This is a genomic window from Bradyrhizobium ottawaense (genome assembly GCF_002278135.3).
In the GTDB taxonomy this organism is placed as follows: Bacteria; Pseudomonadota; Alphaproteobacteria; order Rhizobiales; family Xanthobacteraceae; genus Bradyrhizobium; species Bradyrhizobium ottawaense.
This window is the reverse complement of sequence record NZ_CP029425.2, coordinates 8,568,966-8,589,152: the sequence shown is the minus strand read 5'-3', so window position 1 is coordinate 8,589,152 and position 20,187 is coordinate 8,568,966. Positions and strand designations below refer to the sequence as shown.

Annotated in this window: 21 protein-coding genes; 12 read left to right on the top strand and 9 right to left on the bottom strand. The window is 63.9% G+C overall.

Annotated features, from left to right (window positions below; translation table 11 throughout):
* Positions 1-1,243 precede the first annotated feature (1,243 nt).
* Complete coding sequence (rpsT, locus tag CIT37_RS40085) at positions 1,244-1,510, bottom strand: 30S ribosomal protein S20 (protein WP_018319466.1); 267 nt, start codon at positions 1,508-1,510, stop codon at positions 1,244-1,246.
* 378 nt (positions 1,511-1,888) lie between these two features.
* Between rpsT and CIT37_RS40080 the strand changes: the two genes are divergently transcribed.
* The 3 genes from CIT37_RS40080 (at position 1,889) to CIT37_RS40070 (ending at position 3,902) form a co-directional block, all read left to right on the top strand.
* A complete protein-coding gene (locus CIT37_RS40080) occupies positions 1,889-2,206 on the top strand; it encodes a hypothetical protein (protein WP_028139549.1) in 318 nt (105 codons plus the stop codon).
* Between the two features lie 151 nt (positions 2,207-2,357).
* Positions 2,358-3,014 carry a peptide-methionine (S)-S-oxide reductase MsrA gene (msrA, locus tag CIT37_RS40075; RefSeq protein WP_028139550.1) on the top strand — a complete coding sequence of 219 codons (657 nt, stop codon included), beginning with the start codon at positions 2,358-2,360 and terminating at the stop codon, positions 3,012-3,014.
* 153 nt (positions 3,015-3,167) lie between these two features.
* Positions 3,168-3,902, top strand: a complete 735-nt coding sequence (locus tag CIT37_RS40070; RefSeq protein WP_028139551.1) for a polysaccharide biosynthesis/export family protein — start codon at positions 3,168-3,170, stop codon at positions 3,900-3,902.
* Position 3,903: 1 nt separating this feature from the next.
* On the opposite strand, the gene CIT37_RS40065 is transcribed toward CIT37_RS40070, so the two are convergent.
* The 4 genes from CIT37_RS40065 to CIT37_RS40050 form a co-directional block, all read right to left on the bottom strand.
* The gene (locus CIT37_RS40065) at positions 3,904-4,386 is read right to left on the bottom strand and encodes a hypothetical protein (protein WP_038949410.1); all 483 of its coding nucleotides are present in this window, start codon (positions 4,384-4,386) and stop codon (positions 3,904-3,906) included.
* A gap of 227 nt (positions 4,387-4,613) precedes the next feature.
* Positions 4,614-5,285 (bottom strand): dienelactone hydrolase family protein, encoded by a 672-nt coding sequence (locus tag CIT37_RS40060; RefSeq protein WP_095424957.1) that lies wholly within the window; start codon positions 5,283-5,285, stop codon positions 4,614-4,616.
* 245 nt (positions 5,286-5,530) lie between these two features.
* The gene (locus tag CIT37_RS40055; RefSeq protein WP_095424956.1) at positions 5,531-5,869 is read right to left on the bottom strand and encodes a hypothetical protein; all 339 of its coding nucleotides are present in this window, start codon (positions 5,867-5,869) and stop codon (positions 5,531-5,533) included.
* A 25-nt stretch (positions 5,870-5,894) separates the two neighbouring features.
* Positions 5,895-6,659: an alpha/beta fold hydrolase gene (locus CIT37_RS40050; protein WP_095424955.1), complete on the bottom strand. Its 765-nt coding sequence runs from the start codon at positions 6,657-6,659 to the stop codon at positions 5,895-5,897.
* Positions 6,660-7,025: 366 nt separating this feature from the next.
* Between CIT37_RS40050 and CIT37_RS40045 the strand changes: the two genes are divergently transcribed.
* The 3 genes from CIT37_RS40045 to CIT37_RS40035 all read left to right on the top strand — a co-directional run bounded on the left by CIT37_RS40045 (position 7,026) and on the right by CIT37_RS40035 (position 11,278).
* Entirely contained in the window at positions 7,026-7,517 is a 492-nt protein-coding gene (locus tag CIT37_RS40045; protein ID WP_028139556.1) for a (2Fe-2S)-binding protein, read from the top strand.
* Positions 7,514-9,808 carry a xanthine dehydrogenase family protein molybdopterin-binding subunit gene (locus CIT37_RS40040; RefSeq protein ID WP_095424954.1) on the top strand — a complete coding sequence of 765 codons (2,295 nt, stop codon included), beginning with the start codon at positions 7,514-7,516 and terminating at the stop codon, positions 9,806-9,808. The genes CIT37_RS40045 and CIT37_RS40040 overlap by 4 nt, the downstream gene beginning before the upstream one ends.
* A gap of 375 nt (positions 9,809-10,183) precedes the next feature.
* A complete protein-coding gene (locus tag CIT37_RS40035; protein ID WP_038949405.1) occupies positions 10,184-11,278 on the top strand; it encodes an HD-GYP domain-containing protein in 1,095 nt (364 codons plus the stop codon).
* A 108-nt stretch (positions 11,279-11,386) separates the two neighbouring features.
* On the opposite strand, the gene CIT37_RS40030 is transcribed toward CIT37_RS40035, so the two are convergent.
* The gene (locus tag CIT37_RS40030) at positions 11,387-12,967 is read right to left on the bottom strand and encodes an AMP-binding protein (RefSeq protein ID WP_095424964.1); all 1,581 of its coding nucleotides are present in this window, start codon (positions 12,965-12,967) and stop codon (positions 11,387-11,389) included.
* 237 nt (positions 12,968-13,204) lie between these two features.
* Positions 13,205-13,615, bottom strand: coding sequence for a VOC family protein (locus CIT37_RS40025; RefSeq protein ID WP_028139560.1), 411 nt, complete (start codon positions 13,613-13,615; stop codon positions 13,205-13,207).
* A gap of 125 nt (positions 13,616-13,740) precedes the next feature.
* Between CIT37_RS40025 and CIT37_RS40020 the strand changes: the two genes are divergently transcribed.
* Together CIT37_RS40020 and CIT37_RS40015 are read left to right on the top strand one after the other, a co-directional pair.
* A complete protein-coding gene (locus CIT37_RS40020) occupies positions 13,741-14,715 on the top strand; it encodes a Bug family tripartite tricarboxylate transporter substrate binding protein (RefSeq protein WP_038970653.1) in 975 nt (324 codons plus the stop codon).
* 149 nt (positions 14,716-14,864) lie between these two features.
* Complete coding sequence (locus tag CIT37_RS40015) at positions 14,865-15,143, top strand: DUF3551 domain-containing protein (RefSeq protein ID WP_038949400.1); 279 nt, start codon at positions 14,865-14,867, stop codon at positions 15,141-15,143.
* Between the two features lie 61 nt (positions 15,144-15,204).
* Here CIT37_RS40015 and CIT37_RS40010 read toward each other — a convergent pair whose 3' ends face one another.
* Positions 15,205-16,452: a S1C family serine protease gene (locus CIT37_RS40010; RefSeq protein ID WP_095424952.1), complete on the bottom strand. Its 1,248-nt coding sequence runs from the start codon at positions 16,450-16,452 to the stop codon at positions 15,205-15,207.
* Between the two features lie 201 nt (positions 16,453-16,653).
* On the opposite strand from CIT37_RS40010, the gene CIT37_RS40005 reads away from it, so the two are divergent.
* From CIT37_RS40005 to CIT37_RS39990, 4 genes are all read left to right on the top strand, one after another.
* Entirely contained in the window at positions 16,654-17,271 is a 618-nt protein-coding gene (locus tag CIT37_RS40005; protein WP_028139564.1) for a hypothetical protein, read from the top strand.
* On the top strand, positions 17,258-17,632 hold the full coding sequence (locus CIT37_RS40000; RefSeq protein ID WP_161966298.1) for a winged helix-turn-helix domain-containing protein: 375 nt from the start codon (positions 17,258-17,260) through the stop codon (positions 17,630-17,632). Before CIT37_RS40005 ends, CIT37_RS40000 begins: the two co-directional genes overlap by 14 nt.
* 31 nt (positions 17,633-17,663) lie before the next feature.
* A complete protein-coding gene (locus CIT37_RS39995; RefSeq protein ID WP_095424951.1) occupies positions 17,664-18,404 on the top strand; it encodes a di-trans,poly-cis-decaprenylcistransferase in 741 nt (246 codons plus the stop codon).
* Between the two features lie 122 nt (positions 18,405-18,526).
* Positions 18,527-19,063: a GNAT family N-acetyltransferase gene (locus CIT37_RS39990; protein ID WP_095424950.1), complete on the top strand. Its 537-nt coding sequence runs from the start codon at positions 18,527-18,529 to the stop codon at positions 19,061-19,063.
* A gap of 55 nt (positions 19,064-19,118) precedes the next feature.
* On the opposite strand, the gene CIT37_RS39985 is transcribed toward CIT37_RS39990, so the two are convergent.
* Positions 19,119-20,186, bottom strand: coding sequence for a hypothetical protein (locus tag CIT37_RS39985; protein WP_028139568.1), 1,068 nt, complete (start codon positions 20,184-20,186; stop codon positions 19,119-19,121).
* Between the last annotated feature and the right edge of the window lies 1 nt (position 20,187).

Here is a 20,187-nt window from a genome sequence, read left to right as displayed (position 1 = left end):
CGTCAAAAAACTTCTCTTGAGAGATAAGGTTGCGTTGTGAGCGCCATGCAGGGGTTCCCTGGTCATGGCGCGACCTCAAGCGAGTCCATCGTCAGGCATAGCTCGACCGTTCGGCGCAAACGCCGCGGGTCAGATCAGCGATGTCGGAGATGGAGAGTTCGCGAGGTCAGCGCGTACTCGACGCGCCCTCGCACGTGGGAGGCTGAACGCTGGACGGATCGGAGACGGCATCGTTGAACGATGGAACTTGTGTCAATACCGCGTTGAATCCGTAGGCCATGATACCTCCCCGTCCTGCCGTGATCGCTCACGACAAGGTCCTGCTTCTGAAGACACCCGCGACGAAAAATCGCTGATGCCCTGCCCGTCTGCACTGTTCGTCCGCTCGGCTTCGCCATCGCTCGTGTCGGGGTAACTTTGCGATGTCCGTGCGTCTCGCGCGATCGGGATACGCAAGATCCCGCTTGGAGACATTCAGACAAAGAGATACCATTCCCATATTGCTATGGGTTTTTGATCCGACATTCGCTTTTTGAAGCGTCGCCTACGTGCACACCGCCGCCGATTTGCACGCTCGCCCCGTTTCCTAAACCGCGCTGGTCTGAAGATCGTGGGCGCCGCTGACGACTTAAGGAATACACTATGCGGAAAGACTCGCAACGAAATTGATTCACACTTGAGGCGTCAAAAAACTTGACCTCGGTTAACGCCGCGCGGGAGTTGTTCACAGGCTCGGAAGCAAGTTTTTGGATTCGTGCACAGAATCGAGAATGCCGGGCATCATGTGACAATTCTCCGTCACTGCTAAAAAAATTTTTACAAATTCGTCACGCGCCGGACGTGTCGGCGAATTTTCCAAATGCTTGCGGTCGCTATGTCGATAAGTGATTAGCGAGACATCGCTTTTTGAGTCTCGTTTCACAGGGTAACTCCATAGCCACGCGCGTTCCGGTGAATCTACGGTGTGCAGAACTCCTGCGTGCGCGAATTCATCTTAGCCCCGCAGCACAGGGGTTTTTGCAACGCGGTGAAAGTTTCCACTGTTGCAAAACATCGGCAGGTAGAACTACGGAACGAAGAATAGCGCAGGCGGTGCAAACCTTCCGATCGAAGATCGACTGTGGCGTGACCGGTTGAGTGAATATGACTGGCAACAAAAAAGCCCGGCGCGATGCCGGGCTGTTTGACGCGTGCGATGTTCGATCGGATCGGCCGACCGATTGGTTCGCCGTTACCTGGCTCGTTACTTGGCGAGCTTGGCGATCTGCGCGGTGAGGCGCGAGACTTTGCGGCTGGCGTTGTTCTTGTGAATGATGTTGCGCTGGGCGGCGCGCATCAAGGCGGGCTCGGCATTCGCCAGCGCCTTCACGGCAGCGGCGCGGTCGCCGGTCGCGATGGCTTCTTCGACGTTACGCACGGCACCGCGCATCTGGGTGCGGCGCGACTTGTTGACGGCGGTGCGGCGGGCGATCTTGCGCGTCGCTTTCTTGGCGGAAGTGGTATTGGCCATGGTCTCAATATCCTTTGCGGGTACCGGTCGCGTCTTGGTCGGGTAGCGCCGGCTTGCTTGACCGCGGAATCGACGCTCGGATTTAGGGTGTTCGGTTGCTGGGCTGTCCCCGGAACATGAGGCCGCAAAGAGCTCTAAGCCCAAGGAGCCAGCAACTGCTCAAAGAACAGCGGCGGCAGGATTGCGCCCGCCGCCAGTTGGCGCCCTTATAGAGAGGGTCTTCGGCACCGTCAACGCTTTCCAGGCTGGAAAAGCGGCCCCCGGGGCGCTCCAGGGGCGTCGTAACGCCCTGAAGAGGTTGAATTTCTGCCGTCTCCCGGCTATTGGCTGGCGGCGTTTTGTCGGCTCCTCCGATCGGACGACCATATAAGGTGAGGCATGATCCGCGGTTTTTTCCGACTGATTGGGCTGTTGCTGCTCGCTGGCGGGTTCATCTTCATGGTCTATGACGGCGCCCGCTGGGTGGCCGACCAGACCCTCAAATTCACCCGGTTCGGCCAGTTCTGGAACGACATCAATCAGGCCAGCCAATCGGCATTCCGCACCTGGGTCGAGGCCAAGGCGCCCTGGCTCTGGACCTCGGTGATCCGCCTGCTGCTGGATCAGCCGGTGTTCGCCGTCCTCGGCATTCTCGGCATCCTGCTGATGATCCTGTTCCGGCCGCGGAAACCGCTGATCGGCTATTCCCGGGATTGATCCTCAATTCCCGGGATTGAGCGCTCGCGAGGCGTTCGGCGTAACAAGGCCGCTCTCGCCAGCGTAGATCCCTATATTCCCACCTGATCGCGAGCACGCCGCCTGAGCATCTGGCTCGGGCGACGGACGGCTCGTCTGCGGAGATCCAATCATGCTGTTCATGCGCAAGACCACCGCATTGCCGAGCGCAACTGAAGCGCTGCCTGGCCGTGCGCAAGCCATTCCGACCGCGACCACCCATTTCGTCAACGGCAGCAAGCTCAAGCCGCCTTATCCCGCTGGCCTCGAGCAGGCCGTGTTCGGGCTCGGCTGCTTCTGGGGCGCCGAGCGCAAGTTCTGGCAGCTCGGCGATGGCATCTACACCACCGCCGTCGGCTATGCCGGCGGCCATACGCCGAACCCGACCTATGAAGAGACCTGCTCGGGACGAACCGGTCACACCGAAGTGGTGCTGGTCGTGTTCGATCCGAACAAGCTGTCTTACGAGAAGCTCCTGCAGACGTTCTGGGAGAGCCACAACCCGACGCAGGGCATGCGTCAGGGCAACGATGTCGGCACGCAATATCGTAGCGCGATCTACACCTATTCCGATGCGCAGAAGAAGGCGGCCGACGAGTCGAAGGCGCTCTATCAGAAGGCGCTTGCTGCAAAAGGCCTCGGTGCCATCACCACCGAAATCGCGCCATCAGGCGAATTCTATTTCGCTGAGGACTACCATCAGCAATATCTGGCGAAGAATCCCGCCGGCTATTGCGGCTTAGGGGGCACCGGCGTGTCCTGCCCGATCGGCGTCGGCGTGAGCGCGTAGGTCCCACCAGAAGTTCGTCATGCCCGGGACAAGCCCGGGCATGACGGAGTGTGCGGCAGCTATCGCGCCCGCAAAGCACCCCGCCCCGCTCAACGCTTTATTAACCATAACCGGTGCATCACTTAAGCCGTCTCGTTTCGAGGGATTGGTCCGGTGCCGGTTGCACGCGCGTTTCGATGGTCGATCTTGGCAGCGTCCCTGGCAGCGTCCGCCGCGCTGACCCTTGGCGGCTGCATGCAGACCGCCGGCCCCGTCGCGGTGATGCAGCCGCGCGCCGATCTCGATTCCATGGCCTATGGCCAGCCCTACAGTGCGCCGCAGCCGGTTGTCGTCGCTGATGGCGGCGGCGCCATCGGCGCGCTGCGTAATTCCTTTGCCTCTTCGCCCGCACCGATGCCGGTCGGCTACGCCGCGCCGATGCGCTATGACGCTTCCTACCATCTCGACGCCGGCGACAAGCTCCGCGTCGTGGTCTACGGCCAGGAAGGTCTCACCAACAGCTATGCCATCGACGCCGGCGGATCCATCACCATGCCGCTGATCGGTGCAGTGCCGGCCCGCGGCCGCACCACGGCGGGCCTTGCCGGCGAGATCGCCGCGCGTCTGCGCAACGGTTACATCCGCGAGCCCTCGGTCGCGGTCGAGATCGAGGCCTATCGCCCGTTCTTCATTCTCGGCGAAGTCACGGCGCCCGGCCAATATCCTTACGTGCCGAACATGACGGTCGAGAGTGCGGTCGCAATCGCCGGCGGTTTCTCGCCCCGCGCCAAGCGCGACGTGGTCACCATCACGCACACCGAGAACGGCGGCTCCATGCGCGCCGTGGTGCCGCTCGGCACCCCCTTGAACCCCGGCGACACCGTGTTCGTCGGCGAGCGCTGGTTCTAGCTCACCGCCTGAAATCCAGCCGCCCGTCAGGAAAACATCCATCGATCCTGTTGGCGTCGATGACGCGTCCGACCCATGGCCGTGTGATCGCCGGCGTGGTCAGGTTGACATATTTTCCGACCAGCCGATCCGCGCCCTCGCGTGCGGCCTCGATCAGCCCGTGCCGGCGGCCATTGTCCCAGTCGAAGCGCAGATAGATACGGCTGCCCGTGATGCGCACTTCCGCGCGCCCTTGTTTCCACGTCTCCGCCGTGTCGCCGGCGATGGTCGGATCGGCGCCGCCGTTCCAGCGGCTCGCCCAGATGCCTTCGAGCGGATCGGATGGCGCTGCGATCGCTGCCCACGCCGGCGCATTGCCGTCCGCGGCACCGCCAGGCAGCGTGGCCGTCGCGGCATAAGCCATCACTTCGTAATCATCGGGTGAGGGGACATCCATGGTTCCGAACGGATTGCGGATGACGAGGTGCGTGATGGCTTGCGGCATGGCGATCTCCCGGCGTGAGTTGGCTCGATTGGCCAGCTCTATCGCCGGGCGGCAGGATGCAGCCACCCGATTCCTGCTTTGAGATGGCGCAACTCTCTCCTCTTGTCATTCCGGGGCGCGCGATAGCGCGAGCCCGGAATCCATCGCGCCACCATCGCTGACGCCCGATGGATTCCGGGTTCGACGCTGACGCGTCGCCCCGGAATGACAGACGAAAGAGACGCGCCCTATTTCAAATGCTTCGCGAAAAAGTCCATGCTGCGCGGCCAGGCGATGTCGGCGCTGGCCTTGTCGTAGCTCGCGCGCTCGTCGCAATGGAAGCCGTGCTGGGCGCCCGGATAGACGAACACCTCCACGTCCGGCCGCTTCGACTTGATGGTCTCGACGTCGGTCAGGGGGATGCCCGCATCCTTCTCGCCGAAATGCAGTTGCGTCGGCGCCTTCGGCGTCTCGTCTGCGAAGCGCACGACCGCGCCGCCGTAATAGCCGATCGCAGCCTTCAGTCCCGACAGCCGCGTCGCCGCGACAAAGGCGATGCTGCCCCCCAGGCAAAAGCCGATGATGCCCACCGGACCCACGCTCTTCACCGCATCGATCGCGGCCTGGGTGTCGCGCAGCATCGCCGCCCAATCGGGGCTGGCGACGAACTTGCGGGCTTCGGCGATCTCATCGGGCGAATAGCCCGACTGGAAGCCCGGCGTGGTGCGGTCGAAGATCGACGGCGCGATCGCCACATAGCCTTCCCCGGCGAGGCGGTCGCAGACCGAGCGGATGTGGTGATTGACGCCAAAGATCTCCTGGATCACCACCACCGCGCCCTTCGGCGTACCACCGGGATCGGCGCGATAGGCGCCAAACTGGAAATTGTCGGAGGCCGTCAGCTTGATGTCGTGTCCCACGCGGGTTGTCCTTCTTGGTTGGTCGTCGATAGGGAAATTCGCTCGTTCCACAATCTCGTCATGCCCGGGCATAGCCGTCTGAAGGACGGCGTCGCTTCGCTCGCCTATGTCCCGGGCATCCACGTTCTTGGTGCCGCACGGAAGATCTTGGATGGCCGGGACAAGCCCGGCCATGACGAAGCCGAAACTTCAGCGTAAAGCTCCGCTCATCATGCGCCGTGGTCCGAGGCCGTGAGCGGCAACACCTACTCCCACATCCAGTTCTCGCCGTAATCCTCCTTCCACCCTGCCAGCCGTCCATGACGGAATTGCAGGAACAGGCGGTGGCGGTAGGGGATCAAGCCGCTGCCGCCGATGTTGCGCAGCGCGAGATAGATCTCGTTGCCGGGCCGGCCCCGCACATATTGCAGCGGCTGCCCGAGGGCGCGGGCGGTTTGCTCGGCATCCATGCCGAAGCCGAGCGGCGTATTGTTCGACAAGGTCGTGACGAAGGGCTGGCGCGGCGGCACAGTGCCGAAGGGTTCGGCGTGCGCTGCCGACAACAGGGCCGCTGTTGCGCCCGCCGCGAAGATCGCTCGCATCATGGTCTAGCGTCCCTGATTGTCCGGCCTATGCCGGCAAGTTCTTCAGGAAAGGCTCGACCGCGTCAACAAAAGCCTTGGGTTGATCGATGTTGACGGCGTGGCCGGCCGCGGGGATCACGACCTTTTGTGCGCCGGGGATTTTTGCCGCCATGTAATCGGACGCGGCGAGGAACGGCGTGTCGTCGGCGCCGACCACGATCAGGCAGGGCACCCTGATGTCGGGCAGCAGCTCGATCACGCGCGCATCCCGCTGGGTCAGCATGCCGCGCGCGGCGAGCGCCAATCCCCTGGCGTTGCGGTGGCTCGCGGTGGCGCGCTCGCGCGTCGCCGATTTCAGCATGTCGAGACCTTCGCGATCGAGCTTGTCGGCGGTGCCGAGTGCCCGCGCATTCCAGGCATCGCGGGCGTCGTCCTTCTTGAAGCCGGGCCCCGTGTCGATGATCAGCAGCGCACGGGCGGCTTGCGGATAGGTGCGATAGAACGCGAGCGACATGTAGCCGCCGAGCGAGAGACCACCGATGATCGCGCGCTCAGCGCCGACAGCGTTGAGGACCGCCGCCATGTCGCCGACCGTCAGAGTTTCACTATAGGCGTTGGGATCATCCGGATAATCGGACTGGCCGTGGCCGCGCATGTCCCACAGCACGAGCATGTGGTCCCTCGCGAGCGCATCGACCTGCCCATGCCACATCGCCGACGTCGAGGAATAGCCGTGGGTGAGCAGCAGCGGCGGACCGTCGCCGTGAACTTCGTAGTAGATATTGACGCCGTCGCGATCGATCCTTGGCATCGCTTCCGCCCCTTTCTTTTTGTTCTAGCCGCAATCTCAGTGTTTCACTCTCCCCCTCCAGGGGAGGGTAAGGTTCGCGGTTGGCTGCATTCTACTTCGCCAAGTTACCTGGAAGAAACTGCCTGAAAGCGATGGCACGCATGTCTGACGCACGCGCTGTTGTGTCCAGTGGCTGCGTCGGCGCCGTTGGCGCGGCGCACAACGAGCAAGTGCAGAGGCGGCTTTTTTCGACTCGTTCCAAATTGCATTTGCCACGGCACGCGAACCCGATCATTCTCGCCGCCAAGGCTGACGCCAGCCCGGTGGGCGTCCGCTATTCAAGTTGCCGCCGTAAGCGGCTTCATGCACCGGCAGGGGAAGACGCCTATGCCAACACTCACCATCAACGGGCGGAGTATGTCCGTGGATGCGGCGAACGACACGCCGCTCCTCTGGGCGATCCGCGAGCAATTGCAGATGACCGGCACCAAGTTCGGCTGCGGTGCCGGGCTGTGCGGGGCCTGCACCGTGCACGTCAACGGCGAAGCCGTACGCTCGTGTCAGACCATGGTCGGCGATGTCGCCGGCAAGAAGATCACCACCATCGAAGGCCTTTCCGCCAAGGGCGATCATCCCTTGCAGAAGGCGTGGGTCGCCGAGCAGGTGCCGCAATGCGGGTACTGCCAGTCCGGGCAGATCATGCAGGCAGCTTCGCTGCTGTCGAAGAATCCCAATCCGACCAAGGAAGAAGTCGTGGCGCATATGGACGGCAACCTCTGCCGCTGCATGACCTATTCGCGGATCCAGAAGGCGATCATGCGAGCCGCATCCGAGATGCGCACCGCGTCCGCCTCCGGCAACGAACGGAGGCCCACATGAATAAGCACGTCAAGAACGTCACCCCCGCGACGACCGATCTCAGCCGCCGCTCCTTCCTCGTCGGCACCGCCGCAAGCGGCCTCGTGCTCGGCTATGCCGGCGTGCCCGGCATCGATTCCGCGTCGGCTGCGGCTCCCGCCAATTTCGAGCCGAGCGTCTGGTATGCGATCTCGCCGGATGGTCTCGTCACCGTGACCTGCGGCAAGGCCGACATGGGCCAGCACATCGCCTCCACCATGGCGCAGATCGTCTGCGAGGAGTTGGGCGCGAAATGGAGCGACATGCGCGTCGCGCTCGCCTCCAACGATCCGAAGTTCAACGATCCCGTGCTCGGCGCACAGATCACCGGCGGCAGCTGGTCGACCATGATGAACTTCGAGGCGATGAGCCGGGCGGGTGCGGCCGGTCGCATTGCGTTGACGGAGGCCGCCGCTGCAGCCATGGGGCTGCCGCCCTACTTCAAGGACCAGCTGGTGGTGCGCGATTCCATCGTCTCGCATCCGAAGTCGAGGAAGCAGATGTCGTTTGCCGACATCGTCAAGAGCGGCAAGGCGACCAAGACCTTCACGCCGGACGAGCTGAAGGCGATCAAGCTGAAGACGCCGGACCAATACACCATGATCGGCGTGTCGGTGCCGCAGCTCGACATCCCCTCCAAGACCAATGGCACGGCCAAGTACGGCATCGACGTGATGCTGCCGGGCATGGCCTACGGCAAGGTGGTGACCCCGCCGGTACGCTTCGGCGCGACGGTGAAGTCGGTCGACGACAGCGATGCCAAGAAGGTGCCCGGCTTCATGAAAGCCGTCATCCTCGACGACAAGACCGGAACCACCTCCGGCTGGGTCGTCGCGGTGGCGAGCACCTACGCCAACGCGCGCAAGGCGGCGGATGCGCTGAAGATCGCCTATGACGGCGGTCCGAACGCAAAACTGTCGAGCCAGTCGCTGCTGGACGAGGCCAAGCGGCTTCAGGGCCTGGAGGATTCCGGCCAGTTCTTCGTCAAGGACGGCGATCCGAACGCGGCCTTCGGTTCGGCGGCCAAGGTGGTGGAGGCGGAGTACACCACCAGCATCAACATCCATGCGCCGCTGGAGCCGATGAACGCCACTGCGGAGTTCAAGGGCGACATCCTGCACATCTATTCCGGCAACCAGTTCGCGACGCGCTCCGGCGCGATCGCTGCGGGTGCGGCCGGGATCGATCCGAAATTCGTCGTGATGCATCAGCATTGGCTGGGCGGCGGCTTTGGCCGCAGGCTCGATGCCGACATGATGATTCCGGCGGTGCAGGCGGCGAAGGCGGTCGGCAAGCCGGTCAAGGTGATCTACTCGCGCGAGAACGACATGACGATGGATTTCTCGCGTCCGCTCACCTATCAAAAGGTCAAGGCCGGCGTGGACGGCGACGGCAAGCTCGTCGCGCTCAGCCACGACGTGGTCTCGGCCTGGCCGACCGCGCGCTGGGGAATCCCCGATTTCCTGACGCCCTCGGTCGACAAGAAGGGTCCGCTCGACAGCTTCACGGTGAACGGCGCCGACTTCTTCTACACCGTGCCCAACCATTATGTGCGCGCGATCAAGAACGAGCTCGCGCACAACGCCACGCCGTCCGGCCAGCTCCGTTCGGTGGCGCCGGGCTGGACCTTCTGGGCGGTCGAAAGCATGATCGACGAGATCGCGGCGGCCACGGGCAAGGATCCCGCGCAGTTCCGCATCTCGCTGCTCGACGGCGCCGGCAAGAACGACGGCGGCGCGCAGCGGCTGCGCAACACACTGCTCGCCGCGATGGGACTGTCGGGCTACGGCACCAGGCCATTGCCGAAAGGCGAGGGCATGGGGGTTGCCTGCGTCTCGTCGCAGGAGCGCGCGACCGCAAGCTGGACGGCGTGCGTCGCCCATGTCGCGGTGGCGCCGTCGGGCGCGGTCACCGTGAAGAAGCTCACGGTCGCAACCGACGTCGGCACGCAGGTGCATCCCGACAATATCCGTGCCCAGGTCGAGGGCGCGGCGCTGTGGGGCCTGTCGCTGGCGATGTACGAGAAGGCGACGCTGAAGGACGGTGGCATCGAGCAGACCAATTTCGATAGCTACACGCCCTTGCGCATGAGCCAGATGCCCGAGGTCGCGGTTACCGTGATCGCCAATGGCGAGAAGGCCACCGGCGTCGGCGAGCCCGCGGTCACCGTGGTCGCCCCTGCCATCGGCAACGCCATCTTCAACGCCTCAGGCGCCCGTGTGCGGGCACTGCCGATCACGGCGGAAGCCGTGAAGGCGAGCATGAAGGCGTAACGCCGAGCGTGATTGCTGAATGAGACGATCCGCCGGAGGCCAACCTCCGGCGGATTTGTTTGTGGTGATCCGTATCCCCACAAGCCGTCATGCCCGGGCTCGTCCCGGGCATCCACGTTCTTCGTGCTCCGGGGCCAAAGGCCGTGGATGGCCGGGACGAGCCCGGCCATGACGGTGAGAATTCCTCTTATCCATCAATGGCTTCCTACTGTGCATGGGGTTGTTTTCGCGATTTTTGAGTTCTCCCTCCTGGAACCCACATCCGTAAAATTGCGCCCAATTCCGCAAAGTTCCATTGAGCACGCCTCTTAAGGGCCGGAGAACCTGATCCGGCTTAGGCTGACGCCAAATCCAATCCCGTGCTTTGGGGAAGTCATGAACGCCTCAGCCAAAACCGCCGCCAAACGCCGGCTTCTGCTCGCCTCCGACCGGAGCGACGAGAGCACCGAGCTCGCCAGCATCCTGAAGGCGGTCGGCGATGTCTCGACGGTGACGACGCAGGGGATTCCCGAGCAGCCCTCGCGCGATCTCTCCGGCCTCGTGGTCGATATCAACCTGCGCTCCCCCGAAAGCGTGCAGCGCGTGCGCAACAAGCTGCGCGGCGATGCCTATCGTTCGATGCCGCGGCTGTTCGTGCTCGCCGATGCCCTGCATCACGGCACCATGCAGGCCTGGGCGCTGGGCGCCACCGACACGATCTCGCGGCCGCTCCAGGCCGACGCCATCCTTCAGCGCATCCGCGCAGCCTTCCCGGACACCGCCGCCTATGACGCGACCGACCGCGGCAAGACGCTCAACCGCGGCGTCGAGGCGGCGCACGCGGTGCTGGCGAAGATGTTCGAGAAGCTGCCGCTCGGCGTGCCCCTGACCTTCGACGACGTGATCGCCGCCGAGAGCAAGATCCTGAAGGCGATCAAGCATTCCTCGCTGCGCGAATGGCTCACCACGGTGGGCTGCCACCATGTCGGCAGCTACCGGCACTGCCTGTTCGTCACCGGCTTCGCCGTCTCCTTCGCGCAGCACCTCGGCATGCGCGAGGACGACCAGCGCCGCCTGACCCGCGCCGCGCTGCTGCACGATGTCGGCAAGGCCTTCGTTCCCTCCGCGCTGCTCGACAAGCCCGGCAAGCTCTCCGACGATGAGATGGCCGAGGTCCGCCAGCATCCGCGCCGCGGCTATGACGCGCTCGCAGCCCAAGGCGGGTTCCCGCCGGAGATGCTCGACGTCGTGCTGCATCACCACGAATTCCTCGACGGCTCAGGTTATCCGAACGGCCTGTCGTCGAACCAGATCAGCGACATCGTCCGTCTGACGACGATCGTCGACATCTACGCCGCGCTGGTCGAGAAACGCGCCTACCGCATGCCCTTCACGCATTCCCGTGCGTTCGGGATGATGGAAGGCATGGGCGGCAAGCTCGATCAGCAGCTGCTGCAGGCGTTCAGGCCCGTGGCGCTGGGGTCGTTTTAGGCGAGATGCCGTAGGGTGGGTTAGCCGAAGGCGTAACCCACCTCTTTAGTATCCGCAGAGACAGAAGTGGTGGGTTACGCTTCGCTAACCCACCCTACGGCACCGTCCTCACCCCACCATCTTCCGCAGCTCCGCCTTCGCCACCTTCTCCAGTGTCGAGCGCGGCATGTCGTCGACGAACCTGATCTCGCGCGGCAGCTTGAAGTCGGCGAGGCCTTTGCGGCAGGCTTCCATCACGCGCTCGTGCAGATCAGCCGCAGCACCGGCGACACCGCCTTGCGGGATGATGAAGACCACAGGCACTTCGTCCAGCATCGGATGCGACTTGGCCACGACAGCCGCCTCGCGCACGCCCGGCACCAGGGCGATCACCTGCTCGATCTCGGAGGCCGCGACGTTCTCGCCGCCGACCTTCAGCATGTCCTTGGCGCGGTCGCCGAACTTGATGTAGCCGTTCGCGAGCCGCTCGACGCGGTCGCCGGTGAGGAAGAAGCCGTGCGCGTCAAAACTCTCGCGCGTCGCATTCTCGTTGTGCAGATATTCGGCGAACAGCGACAGGCCGGGGATGCCCTTGATCGCGAGATTGCCGGTGTCGCCGACCTCGGTCGGCCGGCCGTCGTCGCCGGTGATGCGGATTTCATATTCCGGCGCGGCGCGGCCGATCGACATGGGTATGTTGGGCTGGTCGACTTCACCGACGATGCCGTGGGTGATGGTCTCGGTCATGCCCCACCAGCCGATGACCTTGACGCCGAACGCCGCGAAGGCCGGCGGTTCGTTGATCGCAGTGCCCCACAGGCGGAATTTGTGATCCCTCGGGATCTCCTGCTCGAGCAGCGCTTTCATGCAGAACGGAATCGTCGAGGTCCATGTCGCGCCGTGCTCGCGCGCGACGCTCCAGAACCGGCTCGCCGAGAAGCGCGGCTGAATCACGCAGGTGGCGCCGACCCACAGCGTCGCCAGCATGGAGTAGGCGAGGGCATTGGTGTGGAACAGCGGCAGATAGGTCTGGTGCACGTCGCTTGCGTGCAGGTCCTCGTGCGCGGCGTTGATCTTCGCGCCCCACAGCGCGTTGGCGTGGGTCCACAGCACCGCCTTGGGGCGCGAGGTCGTGCCCGAGGTGTACTGCACGCTGCACGGCGCCAGCGGATCGGCCGCGCGCCTGGGGCGGTCGGCGCTGTCGGCGAACAGGGATTCAAAACTGTCGCCCCGCGAGACGCCTAGCGCCGGCGCCGCCCCTGCATCGTGCGAGATCACCGCCATCCAGCTTATGTTGCGGCAATTCTGCGCGACGATCTCCGCATAGGCCGGCTGCGTGATCGCGGCGACCGCGCCGCAATGATCGGCGAAATACGCGATCTCGGCCGGCGCCGAGCGCGTGTTGGTGGTGACCGCGATGGCCCCTAGCTCGACACAGGCAAACCAGGCCAGCAGCGCCTCGATACAATTGTCGAGATGAATGAGCACATATTCGCCCGGCTTCACGCCGCGCCGTGCCAGCCCTGCCGCGAGCGCGCCGACCCGCTCGTGAAATTCGCCATAGCTCCAGCGCCGCGCCGGCGCATCGAACGGCGCCCAGATCAGGAACGGATGATCACGCCGGACCTCGGCACGCATCCTCAAGAGCCAGGGCACGTCGAGCCCGTCGAATGGGCCGACGATTCCGGCTGGGGTCTGTTGAAGCGACATGATTCCTCCCGTGCAGCCTGCATCTTGATGGCGGCTGCCTTTTGATGATTGCGTCTTCCTGCCACCGGACGGCGCGGCGAGAAGATCCGCGGGGACGCGGAAATGCACGCTCTCTCCCCGTCATTGCGAGCGCAGCGAAGCAATCCAGTCCGTCTCCGCGGGGGCGGTCTGGATTGCCTCGTCGCAAGAGCTCCTCGCAATGACGGTGTTTGGGGCGGGCAGCGAGCCCACCCCCTCTCAATCCTCGTACGACGAAATCTCGATCAGGCTGCCGTCCGGATCCCGGCAATAGACCGAGCGCAGCGTGCCGCGCGCGCCCTGCTTGGGAACCGGGCCTTCCTCGATCGCGACGCCGTGTGCCTGCAAATGCGCCACCACCTCATTGGGCGTGGCGGAGGTGAGGAAGCAGAGATCCTCGCTTCCGGCGGTCTGGTGGTCCGCGGTGAACCACTCCACCTTGTCGGCATCGCGCGGCCGGACGTTGATCTTCTGGTTACCAAAGACCAGCGAAGTCCGCGGCGCTTTGCCGCCGCCGGGGTCGAACACCTTGACTTCCATGCCGAGAATCTTGCCGTACCACTCCGCGGTGGCCGCGACGTCGGCGACGTTGATCACGAGATGATCGAGGGCTTCGACCTTGACGACCATGCCTTATCCTTTCGTCGCGATGCGCCCCGCCCACTTTGCGCCTGCGGCAAGCTTTGTTACAACCTCGCGGACGCCGGCTTCAAGCTATCTGGCTTCAAGAACAACACGTTGGGAGAACCCTTGAGATGATCACTCGCCGTACCGCGCTGGGCCTGCTCGCCGCCAGTCCGCTTGCAGCCACCCCGCTGTCGAAGGCCCTTGCCGCCGATTATCCGGCCCGCCCGGTGAAATGGGTGGTCGGCTATCCGCCGGGCGGGGCCACCGACATCCTGGCGCGGCTGATCGGCCAGCGCCTGTCGGAAAAGCTCGGCCAGCAATTCGTGATCGAGAACAAGCCGGGTGCCGGCAACAATATCGCCACCGAATCGGTCGTCAATGCCGAGGCCGACGGCTACACGCTGCAACTGGTCAATCCGGCCAACTACATCAACGCCTCGCTCTACACCAATCTGAAGTTCAACTTCGTGCGCGACATCGCGCCGGTCGCCTCGTTCCAGCGCGTGCCGAACGTGATGACCGTCAACAAGGACGTGCCGGCCAAGAACGTCGCCGAGTTCATCGAATACGTGAAGGCCAATCCCGGCAAGGTCAACATGGCCTCGTCCGGCAACGGCACCTCGGTGCATCTGTCCGGCGAGATGTTCATGGCCATGACCGGCTGCAAGATGCAGCACGTGCCCTATCGCGGCGCGGCGCCCGCGATCACCGACATGCTCGCCGGCCAGGTGCAGGTGATCTTCGACAACATGCCCTCGATCATCCAGCACATCCGCTCCGGCTCGCTCCGCGCCATCGGCGTCACCACCACGGAACGCTCGCCGCAGCTGCCTGACGTGCAGCCGATCGCAGACACCGTCAAGGGCTATGAGGCCAGCGCACTGTTCGGCATGGGCGCGCCGAAGAACACGCCGAAGGAAATCATCGCCAAGCTCAACGCCGAGGTCAACGCGGTGATCAAGGAGCCCGACATGGCCAAGCGTCTGGTCGAGCTCGGCGGCGAGCCGCGGGCGCAGACGCCCGAGGCGTTCGGCGAGGAGATCAAGGCCGAGACCGAGAAGTGGAAGAAGGTCGTCGAGTTCGCCGGCCTGAAGGTCGAGTAGCGGTCTTGTGATCGTGAGGATAGGAGCCCTGCCGTCCGGCAGGGCTTTTTTCTTGCGTGCTTTGTTTCGTTGATCTGGAATAAAACGGCGCTGCGAAACCTGATAAGGGATGGCGCCGTATCTCGGGCCAGCTAGAGAGGAGTTGGATCATGCGCAAGACGCAATTGGTGCTGCTGACGTTCAGTGCGGCGGTCCTGGCCGGCTTCGCCACCGTCACGCCCGCGGCCGCGCGCGACTATCCATGGTGCGCCCAGGGCGGCGAATTTGATTATCCCGGCGAATGCACCTACAGCAGCTATGAACAATGCCAGGCCAGCGTGTCCGGCCGGCTCTTGTACTGCGATCGCAATCCGCGCTTCGCCTACGGCCAAGGGCAGCCGCCGCAACCGCGTCCGCCGCGGCGCGTGCGGCCTGTTGCTCCGTATTGAGGATCGACTGACTTCGTAGCCCGGATTTCGTTGCGCTCCATCCGGGCGACGGCTCGCGCCGCTATCGCTTCGCTTCCGCCTGCTCCGTCGCGTTGCACGAGATCAGCATCGTGTACGGCCTGGCGTTTCCGGCGATGTCGGTGGTCTTGAGCTCACCCTTCGGCTCGGCCGTCTGGTAGGGCACCACGGAATTGTCGAGAAAGTCGCGCAGCGCACCCGTCTTGATGGCGAAGTTGATATTCTCCGGAATGTTGCCGGTCGCGGCGGCGATGCGCAACGCCGGGATCTTTGCGGTGACCACGCCCACGATCTGACCGGTGGTGTCGAACAGCGGGCCGCCGCTATTGCCGGGCTGCACCGGCGCGCTGATCTGCAGAAAGCGCGTATCGTTGCGCATGCCGCTGAGCGAGCTCGCGATGCCGGTCGTCACGGTGAAGTCCGACGAGAGCAAGCCATGGAACGGAAAGCCGATGACGATGACGGAATCGCCGGAGCGGATCGAGCGGTCGCGAATCCGCGCAAAGTCCTTGAATGTCGTCGTCGATGACGCCTGCAGGAGAGCGAGGTCGTTGCTTGCGTCGCTCGACACGACGCGCAGCACCATCGAGACCTCACCGGTGAGATTGCCCTTGATGTCGCCGACGCAGCCGTCGATCACATGATGGTTGGTGACGATGTGACCGTTCGCGCTCACCACGAAGCCGGTGCCGGTCTTGGCCCTGGCGACTTTGCTGCCCGCCGGCGGCGATGGCTGCTTCTCCGCCGTGGCGGCCGGCCTGGCCGCACCCTTGGTGAAGTCGCCGGCCTTGTCGAGCCCGTCGGCTTTCACCTTCGTCACGCAATTGGCCAACGCCGCGATGACCGGCCCGGTCGAGGTCAGGTCGAAATTCAGGACGGCGCGGCCGGCCGTTGCGACCATCAGGCTCGCCTTCTGGAACGTGCGCACGACATTGAGTGGCATGATGGCCGTGAGCATGTTGGACTGATACGCCGTGGCGAACAGCCTCGCCTGCTCCTGTCCGTCGAAGATGACATCGATCGCGGCGTTCTCACCTTGCTTGAAGCGGTAGCTGGGACTCGCAAAGGCGAGCGACCAGGTGCCGACAGCGTTGTAGCCGACCACCAGGATAACGCCGTTGAGGTAAGGCGTCGTCGCGGCGCAATGGGAGAAGGCGCCGGTCTGGTCGTTGCTGAAGGCGCCGCCGATCCAATTGCCGACATTGACGCTGCCGAACGGGCCCGCCGCATTCGCGGCTCCGGCGATACCAATTTGCAATAAAGATCCGAGAATTAATGACTTAAGCCACATACCAGCCCCCGGGACGCTTTTGGACCGCATCTTATCTACGGGAGTAGGGGATGCGCAACCGGCAGTTGTCTGGGCCGGCGGTATCCTCTTGCAGCAACTTTCGAGCTTGCGTTTGCTTTGCGATGCCATATACTTTGCATCACAAAGTAACGGGACGAGCAATCCCGGAGACACGGGCGAAGCGAGGTTCTGCCGTTGCCAATGCGCGATCTCGACAAGGCACTGGCCGACATCGTGGCGATTCGCAGCCAGATTGCGGCTGGTACGGCGTTCCGCGGCTATGGCCCGGCAACGATGGCAGCGACCGGCGCTGTCGCGCTACTCACCGCGATCCTGCAATTCTGGCTGTTGGGCGATCCCACCGGCGAGCCGCTCGGCTTTTTCCTCGGCTGGTTCATAGCCGCCGCGCTGTCCGGCCTGATCATCGGGATCGAGATGCGTGCGCGTTCGCACCGCCATCATTCGGGTCTGGCCGACGCGATGATCCACCAGGCGGTCGAGCAGTTCCTGCCGGCAGGCGTTGCCGGCGTGCTGCTCGCGGTGGTGATGTGGAAGTTCGCGGGCGAGACGCTTTGGCTGCTCCCGGGCCTGTGGCAGATCCTGGTATCGCTCGGCATTTTCGCTTCCGTCCGCTCGCTGCCGCGCACCGTTGCGCTCGCCGGTGCCTGGTATTTCGTGTCCGGCTTCGCCGTGGTGGTGCTCGCGAGCCAGACGCACACGTTGTCGCCGTGGACCATGGGCCTGCCCTTCGTGATCGGGCAGTCGGTGATGGCGGGCATTCTCTATGTCGCATCCGGAGACCATGATGTCGAAGACTGACAGCGCGCCCTTCTCCTATGAAGGGCTCGACCGCGTGATCCACGAGAAGGCGAGGCTCGGGCTTCTGACCTCGTTGATGGCGCATCCCAAGGGGCTGGCATTCGCCGACCTTAAACAGCTCTGCGGCCTCACCGACGGCAATCTCAGCCGGCATCTCAGCGTTCTGCAGGAGGCCGGCCTCGTCGAGGTGACCAAGGGCTACGAGGGCAACCGCCCGCACACCACCTGCCGCCTCACCAAGACCGGGCGCCGCCGTTTCCTCGACTATCTCGCCGTGCTCGAGCGCCTGGTGCGCGACGCCGCGAAAGCCGCCGGCCGCGAGGCGCCGCCGCTCGGCCGCCTCGGTATCGTCTCGACCTGATCTTCCCCCCTTTTTGACCGGAGACTTTGCAATGCAAAGTGACCTTGCGTCCCGCAACGAGAAGCTTCATGTCGGCATCATCATGGATGGCAACGGACGATGGGCGACGCGGCGTGGCCTGTCGCGCGTGCGCGGCCACGAGGCCGGCGTCGAGGCCATCCGCCGCATCGTCGAGGCCGCGCCAAAACAGGGCATCGGCACCCTGACGCTCTATGCCTTCTCCACCGACAATTGGCGGAGACCAAAGGCCGAGGTCGCGGCGCTGATGACATTGCTGCGCTTCTATCTCGCCCACGAGGTGCAGAGCCTGGTCAAGAACGGCGTGCGCCTCACCGTGATCGGCCGCCGCGACCGGTTGCCTGACGGCATCGCCAACGCGATCACGCGCGCCGAAGAGACGACCGCTGAAGGCTCGACGCTGCACCTGCGTATCGCCGTCGACTATTCCGCGCGCGACGCCATCCTCAATGCCGCGGCGAAGGCGGCCGCGCTGACGAGCCTTACCCGCGAAGCCTTCTCGCAGCTCGTCACCGGCGAAGCCGGCTTGCGCGACGTCGATCTCATCATCCGCACCTCGGGCGAGAAGCGGCTGTCGGACTTCCTGCTCTGGGAAGGCGCCTATGCCGAGCTGCACTTCACCGAGCGGATGTGGCCCGAATTCGACGCGAGCGATCTCGCCGCCGCCTTGGCCTCCTTCCACGGCCGCGAGCGCCGCTTCGGCGGCCTTCAGGCGATCGTGCCCGAGGAGGTGCCTTCGCTCTCCCGTGTGTGACGCGCGGCACATGAAAACGAGCTGTTCGTTTTCATCCGCATGATTGGCAGCTCCGTCCAAGCGGACGGCGCGCGGCCTCGGCTAGGTCTGCAAGTCCCAGCAACCTGCCGAAAGCATCACGCATGTCACAGCCGTTTCCGGGAGCCGTCATCGAGCCGGTCGAACTGGCCGAAACGAAGGGCATGGTCTGCATCAGGACCGCCAGCGAATCCGATGTCGAGAGCCTCTCGGTCTATTTCACCGGCCTTTCCACGACATCGCGTAGCAAGCGCTTCATGGGCGCGCGAACCGATCTCTCCCTGGTCGCGGCCGAATGCGTCGCCAAGTCCGATCGCCTCGACCACTTCACCTTGCTCGCCGAACTCAGGCAGGAGGGCCACGGCCGGATCATCGGCGAAGCGCGATACGCCTATGACGCGGCCGTTCGGTACGGCGAATTTGCCATCTCGGTCGCCGATGCCTTCCAGCGCATGGGCCTTGGCCTTCGGATGATGACGGCGATGGAGACGCGCGCGGTCGATCTCGGCCACGAGATGATCGCCGCCGAGACGGCCCGGACGAATGCCGAGATGCGCGGCCTGGCGAAGAAAGCAGGTTTCAGGGATACCGGACTGGGAGATTGGCAGTCGGTCCACCTCGCGAAGCGCTTGTCGCGTTAGCGAGCGCGAAAATCCACCATCTCATGAGGACGCGCGGCGCGCGCCAGCGGACGACTCAGTCGCTGGCGGATTTTCCCAAAATTCTCCGGTTAGCCAGGGTCTTGGCAAGTTGCTCGGTGTAGATCATCCGCGCCCATCGATGCAAATGCGCCGGATAACGCGCATACAGGATGTCCAGCATGACGTCCGGGGTATCCAGGAATTGCGACTGATCGAGGCCAAGTCGAGCCGCAATCCTCTTGCCTGCCTCGGTGTGGAAGCTCTGCGGGTCGCCCTGAGCATTGACGGAATTGACCGGCGAGATCACGAGATAGACCTTTGACCGGTCAAGCTTCGAAAGCGTTACGGACAGGGAGTTGAGCGCCTTCTCGAATTCCGCGTTCATCACGAACGGTTTTGAGGCGGGGAGCGGCTTGAGAAGAACGTGGCCGGGCAGCGTGGCCCTGAAAGCCTCCAGCGAAGGAATATCAAGCATTCGGTTGGGGTCGATGGCGCTACCGTGCTCGCTCCATATGGTCGAAATGAACTGATCCTTGCCGCCGTAGTAAATCGCATAGGCGCCAGGAAGCGGGGTGTACACGGCTCGCTCCATCAGCAGTCGGATGTATTCGAGACCGCCGGCCGGAAACGTCAGGCCGGAAGGAACTTCAAAACGGTCGGTCCTGATGAAGGTCGGCCACTCATTCCATCTTGGATCGCGCTCGAACTGGATCGGATTGAACACCAGAACGAGTTTCTTGGGCTGGCGTCCGCGGGCGATCATCTTGTCGAGCATGGCGGCGTAGCCATCCGGGCCAACATAGCCGATGGTGCAGAACGCCTCGACGTCGGATCCCGGAAACGCGTGCAACAAGGTCGGGACGTGAATCCCAAACAGGCAAGAGCTGTCGCCGAGAAAGGCGAGATCGGATGCAGGCAGCCGCTCGGAACGCCTGATCTGCTCGAGGACGATGTAGGTCTCGATTCCGCGAGACCATTGGTGGTTGCTCTGCTGATGGATGAAATTCGCGATTCCGAGGATGAGAGCCGTCAATACGGCGACCGGAACGAACTTGCGCGCGACAAGCTGAAGCGCATTGGTCAGCGGCGACTTTATGATCGCCTGGAGCGTGCGTTTCAGCATG

Excerpts from the sequence above, each read along its gene's own strand:
- rpsT (WP_018319466.1), bottom strand. The coding sequence starts at position 1,510 with ATGGCCAATACCACTTCCGCCAAGAAAGCGACGCGCAAGATCGCCCGC.
- CIT37_RS40080 (WP_028139549.1), top strand. The coding sequence starts at position 1,889 with ATGATCCGCGGTTTTTTCCGACTGATTGGGCTGTTGCTGCTCGCTGGC.
- msrA (WP_028139550.1), top strand. The coding sequence starts at position 2,358 with ATGCTGTTCATGCGCAAGACCACCGCATTGCCGAGCGCAACTGAAGCG.
- CIT37_RS40065 (WP_038949410.1), bottom strand. The coding sequence starts at position 4,386 with ATGCCGCAAGCCATCACGCACCTCGTCATCCGCAATCCGTTCGGAACC.
- CIT37_RS40055 (WP_095424956.1), bottom strand. The coding sequence starts at position 5,869 with ATGATGCGAGCGATCTTCGCGGCGGGCGCAACAGCGGCCCTGTTGTCG.
- CIT37_RS40050 (WP_095424955.1), bottom strand. The coding sequence starts at position 6,659 with ATGCCAAGGATCGATCGCGACGGCGTCAATATCTACTACGAAGTTCAC.
- CIT37_RS40045 (WP_028139556.1), top strand. The coding sequence starts at position 7,026 with ATGCCAACACTCACCATCAACGGGCGGAGTATGTCCGTGGATGCGGCG.
- CIT37_RS40040 (WP_095424954.1), top strand. The coding sequence starts at position 7,514 with ATGAATAAGCACGTCAAGAACGTCACCCCCGCGACGACCGATCTCAGC.
- CIT37_RS40035 (WP_038949405.1), top strand. The coding sequence starts at position 10,184 with ATGAACGCCTCAGCCAAAACCGCCGCCAAACGCCGGCTTCTGCTCGCC.
- CIT37_RS40030 (WP_095424964.1), bottom strand. The coding sequence starts at position 12,967 with ATGTCGCTTCAACAGACCCCAGCCGGAATCGTCGGCCCATTCGACGGG.
- CIT37_RS40025 (WP_028139560.1), bottom strand. The coding sequence starts at position 13,615 with ATGGTCGTCAAGGTCGAAGCCCTCGATCATCTCGTGATCAACGTCGCC.
- CIT37_RS40020 (WP_038970653.1), top strand. The coding sequence starts at position 13,741 with ATGATCACTCGCCGTACCGCGCTGGGCCTGCTCGCCGCCAGTCCGCTT.
- CIT37_RS40015 (WP_038949400.1), top strand. The coding sequence starts at position 14,865 with ATGCGCAAGACGCAATTGGTGCTGCTGACGTTCAGTGCGGCGGTCCTG.
- CIT37_RS40010 (WP_095424952.1), bottom strand. The coding sequence starts at position 16,452 with ATGTGGCTTAAGTCATTAATTCTCGGATCTTTATTGCAAATTGGTATC.
- CIT37_RS40005 (WP_028139564.1), top strand. The coding sequence starts at position 16,654 with ATGCGCGATCTCGACAAGGCACTGGCCGACATCGTGGCGATTCGCAGC.
- CIT37_RS40000 (WP_161966298.1), top strand. The coding sequence starts at position 17,258 with ATGTCGAAGACTGACAGCGCGCCCTTCTCCTATGAAGGGCTCGACCGC.
- CIT37_RS39995 (WP_095424951.1), top strand. The coding sequence starts at position 17,664 with ATGCAAAGTGACCTTGCGTCCCGCAACGAGAAGCTTCATGTCGGCATC.
- CIT37_RS39990 (WP_095424950.1), top strand. The coding sequence starts at position 18,527 with ATGTCACAGCCGTTTCCGGGAGCCGTCATCGAGCCGGTCGAACTGGCC.
- CIT37_RS39985 (WP_028139568.1), bottom strand. The coding sequence starts at position 20,186 with ATGCTGAAACGCACGCTCCAGGCGATCATAAAGTCGCCGCTGACCAAT.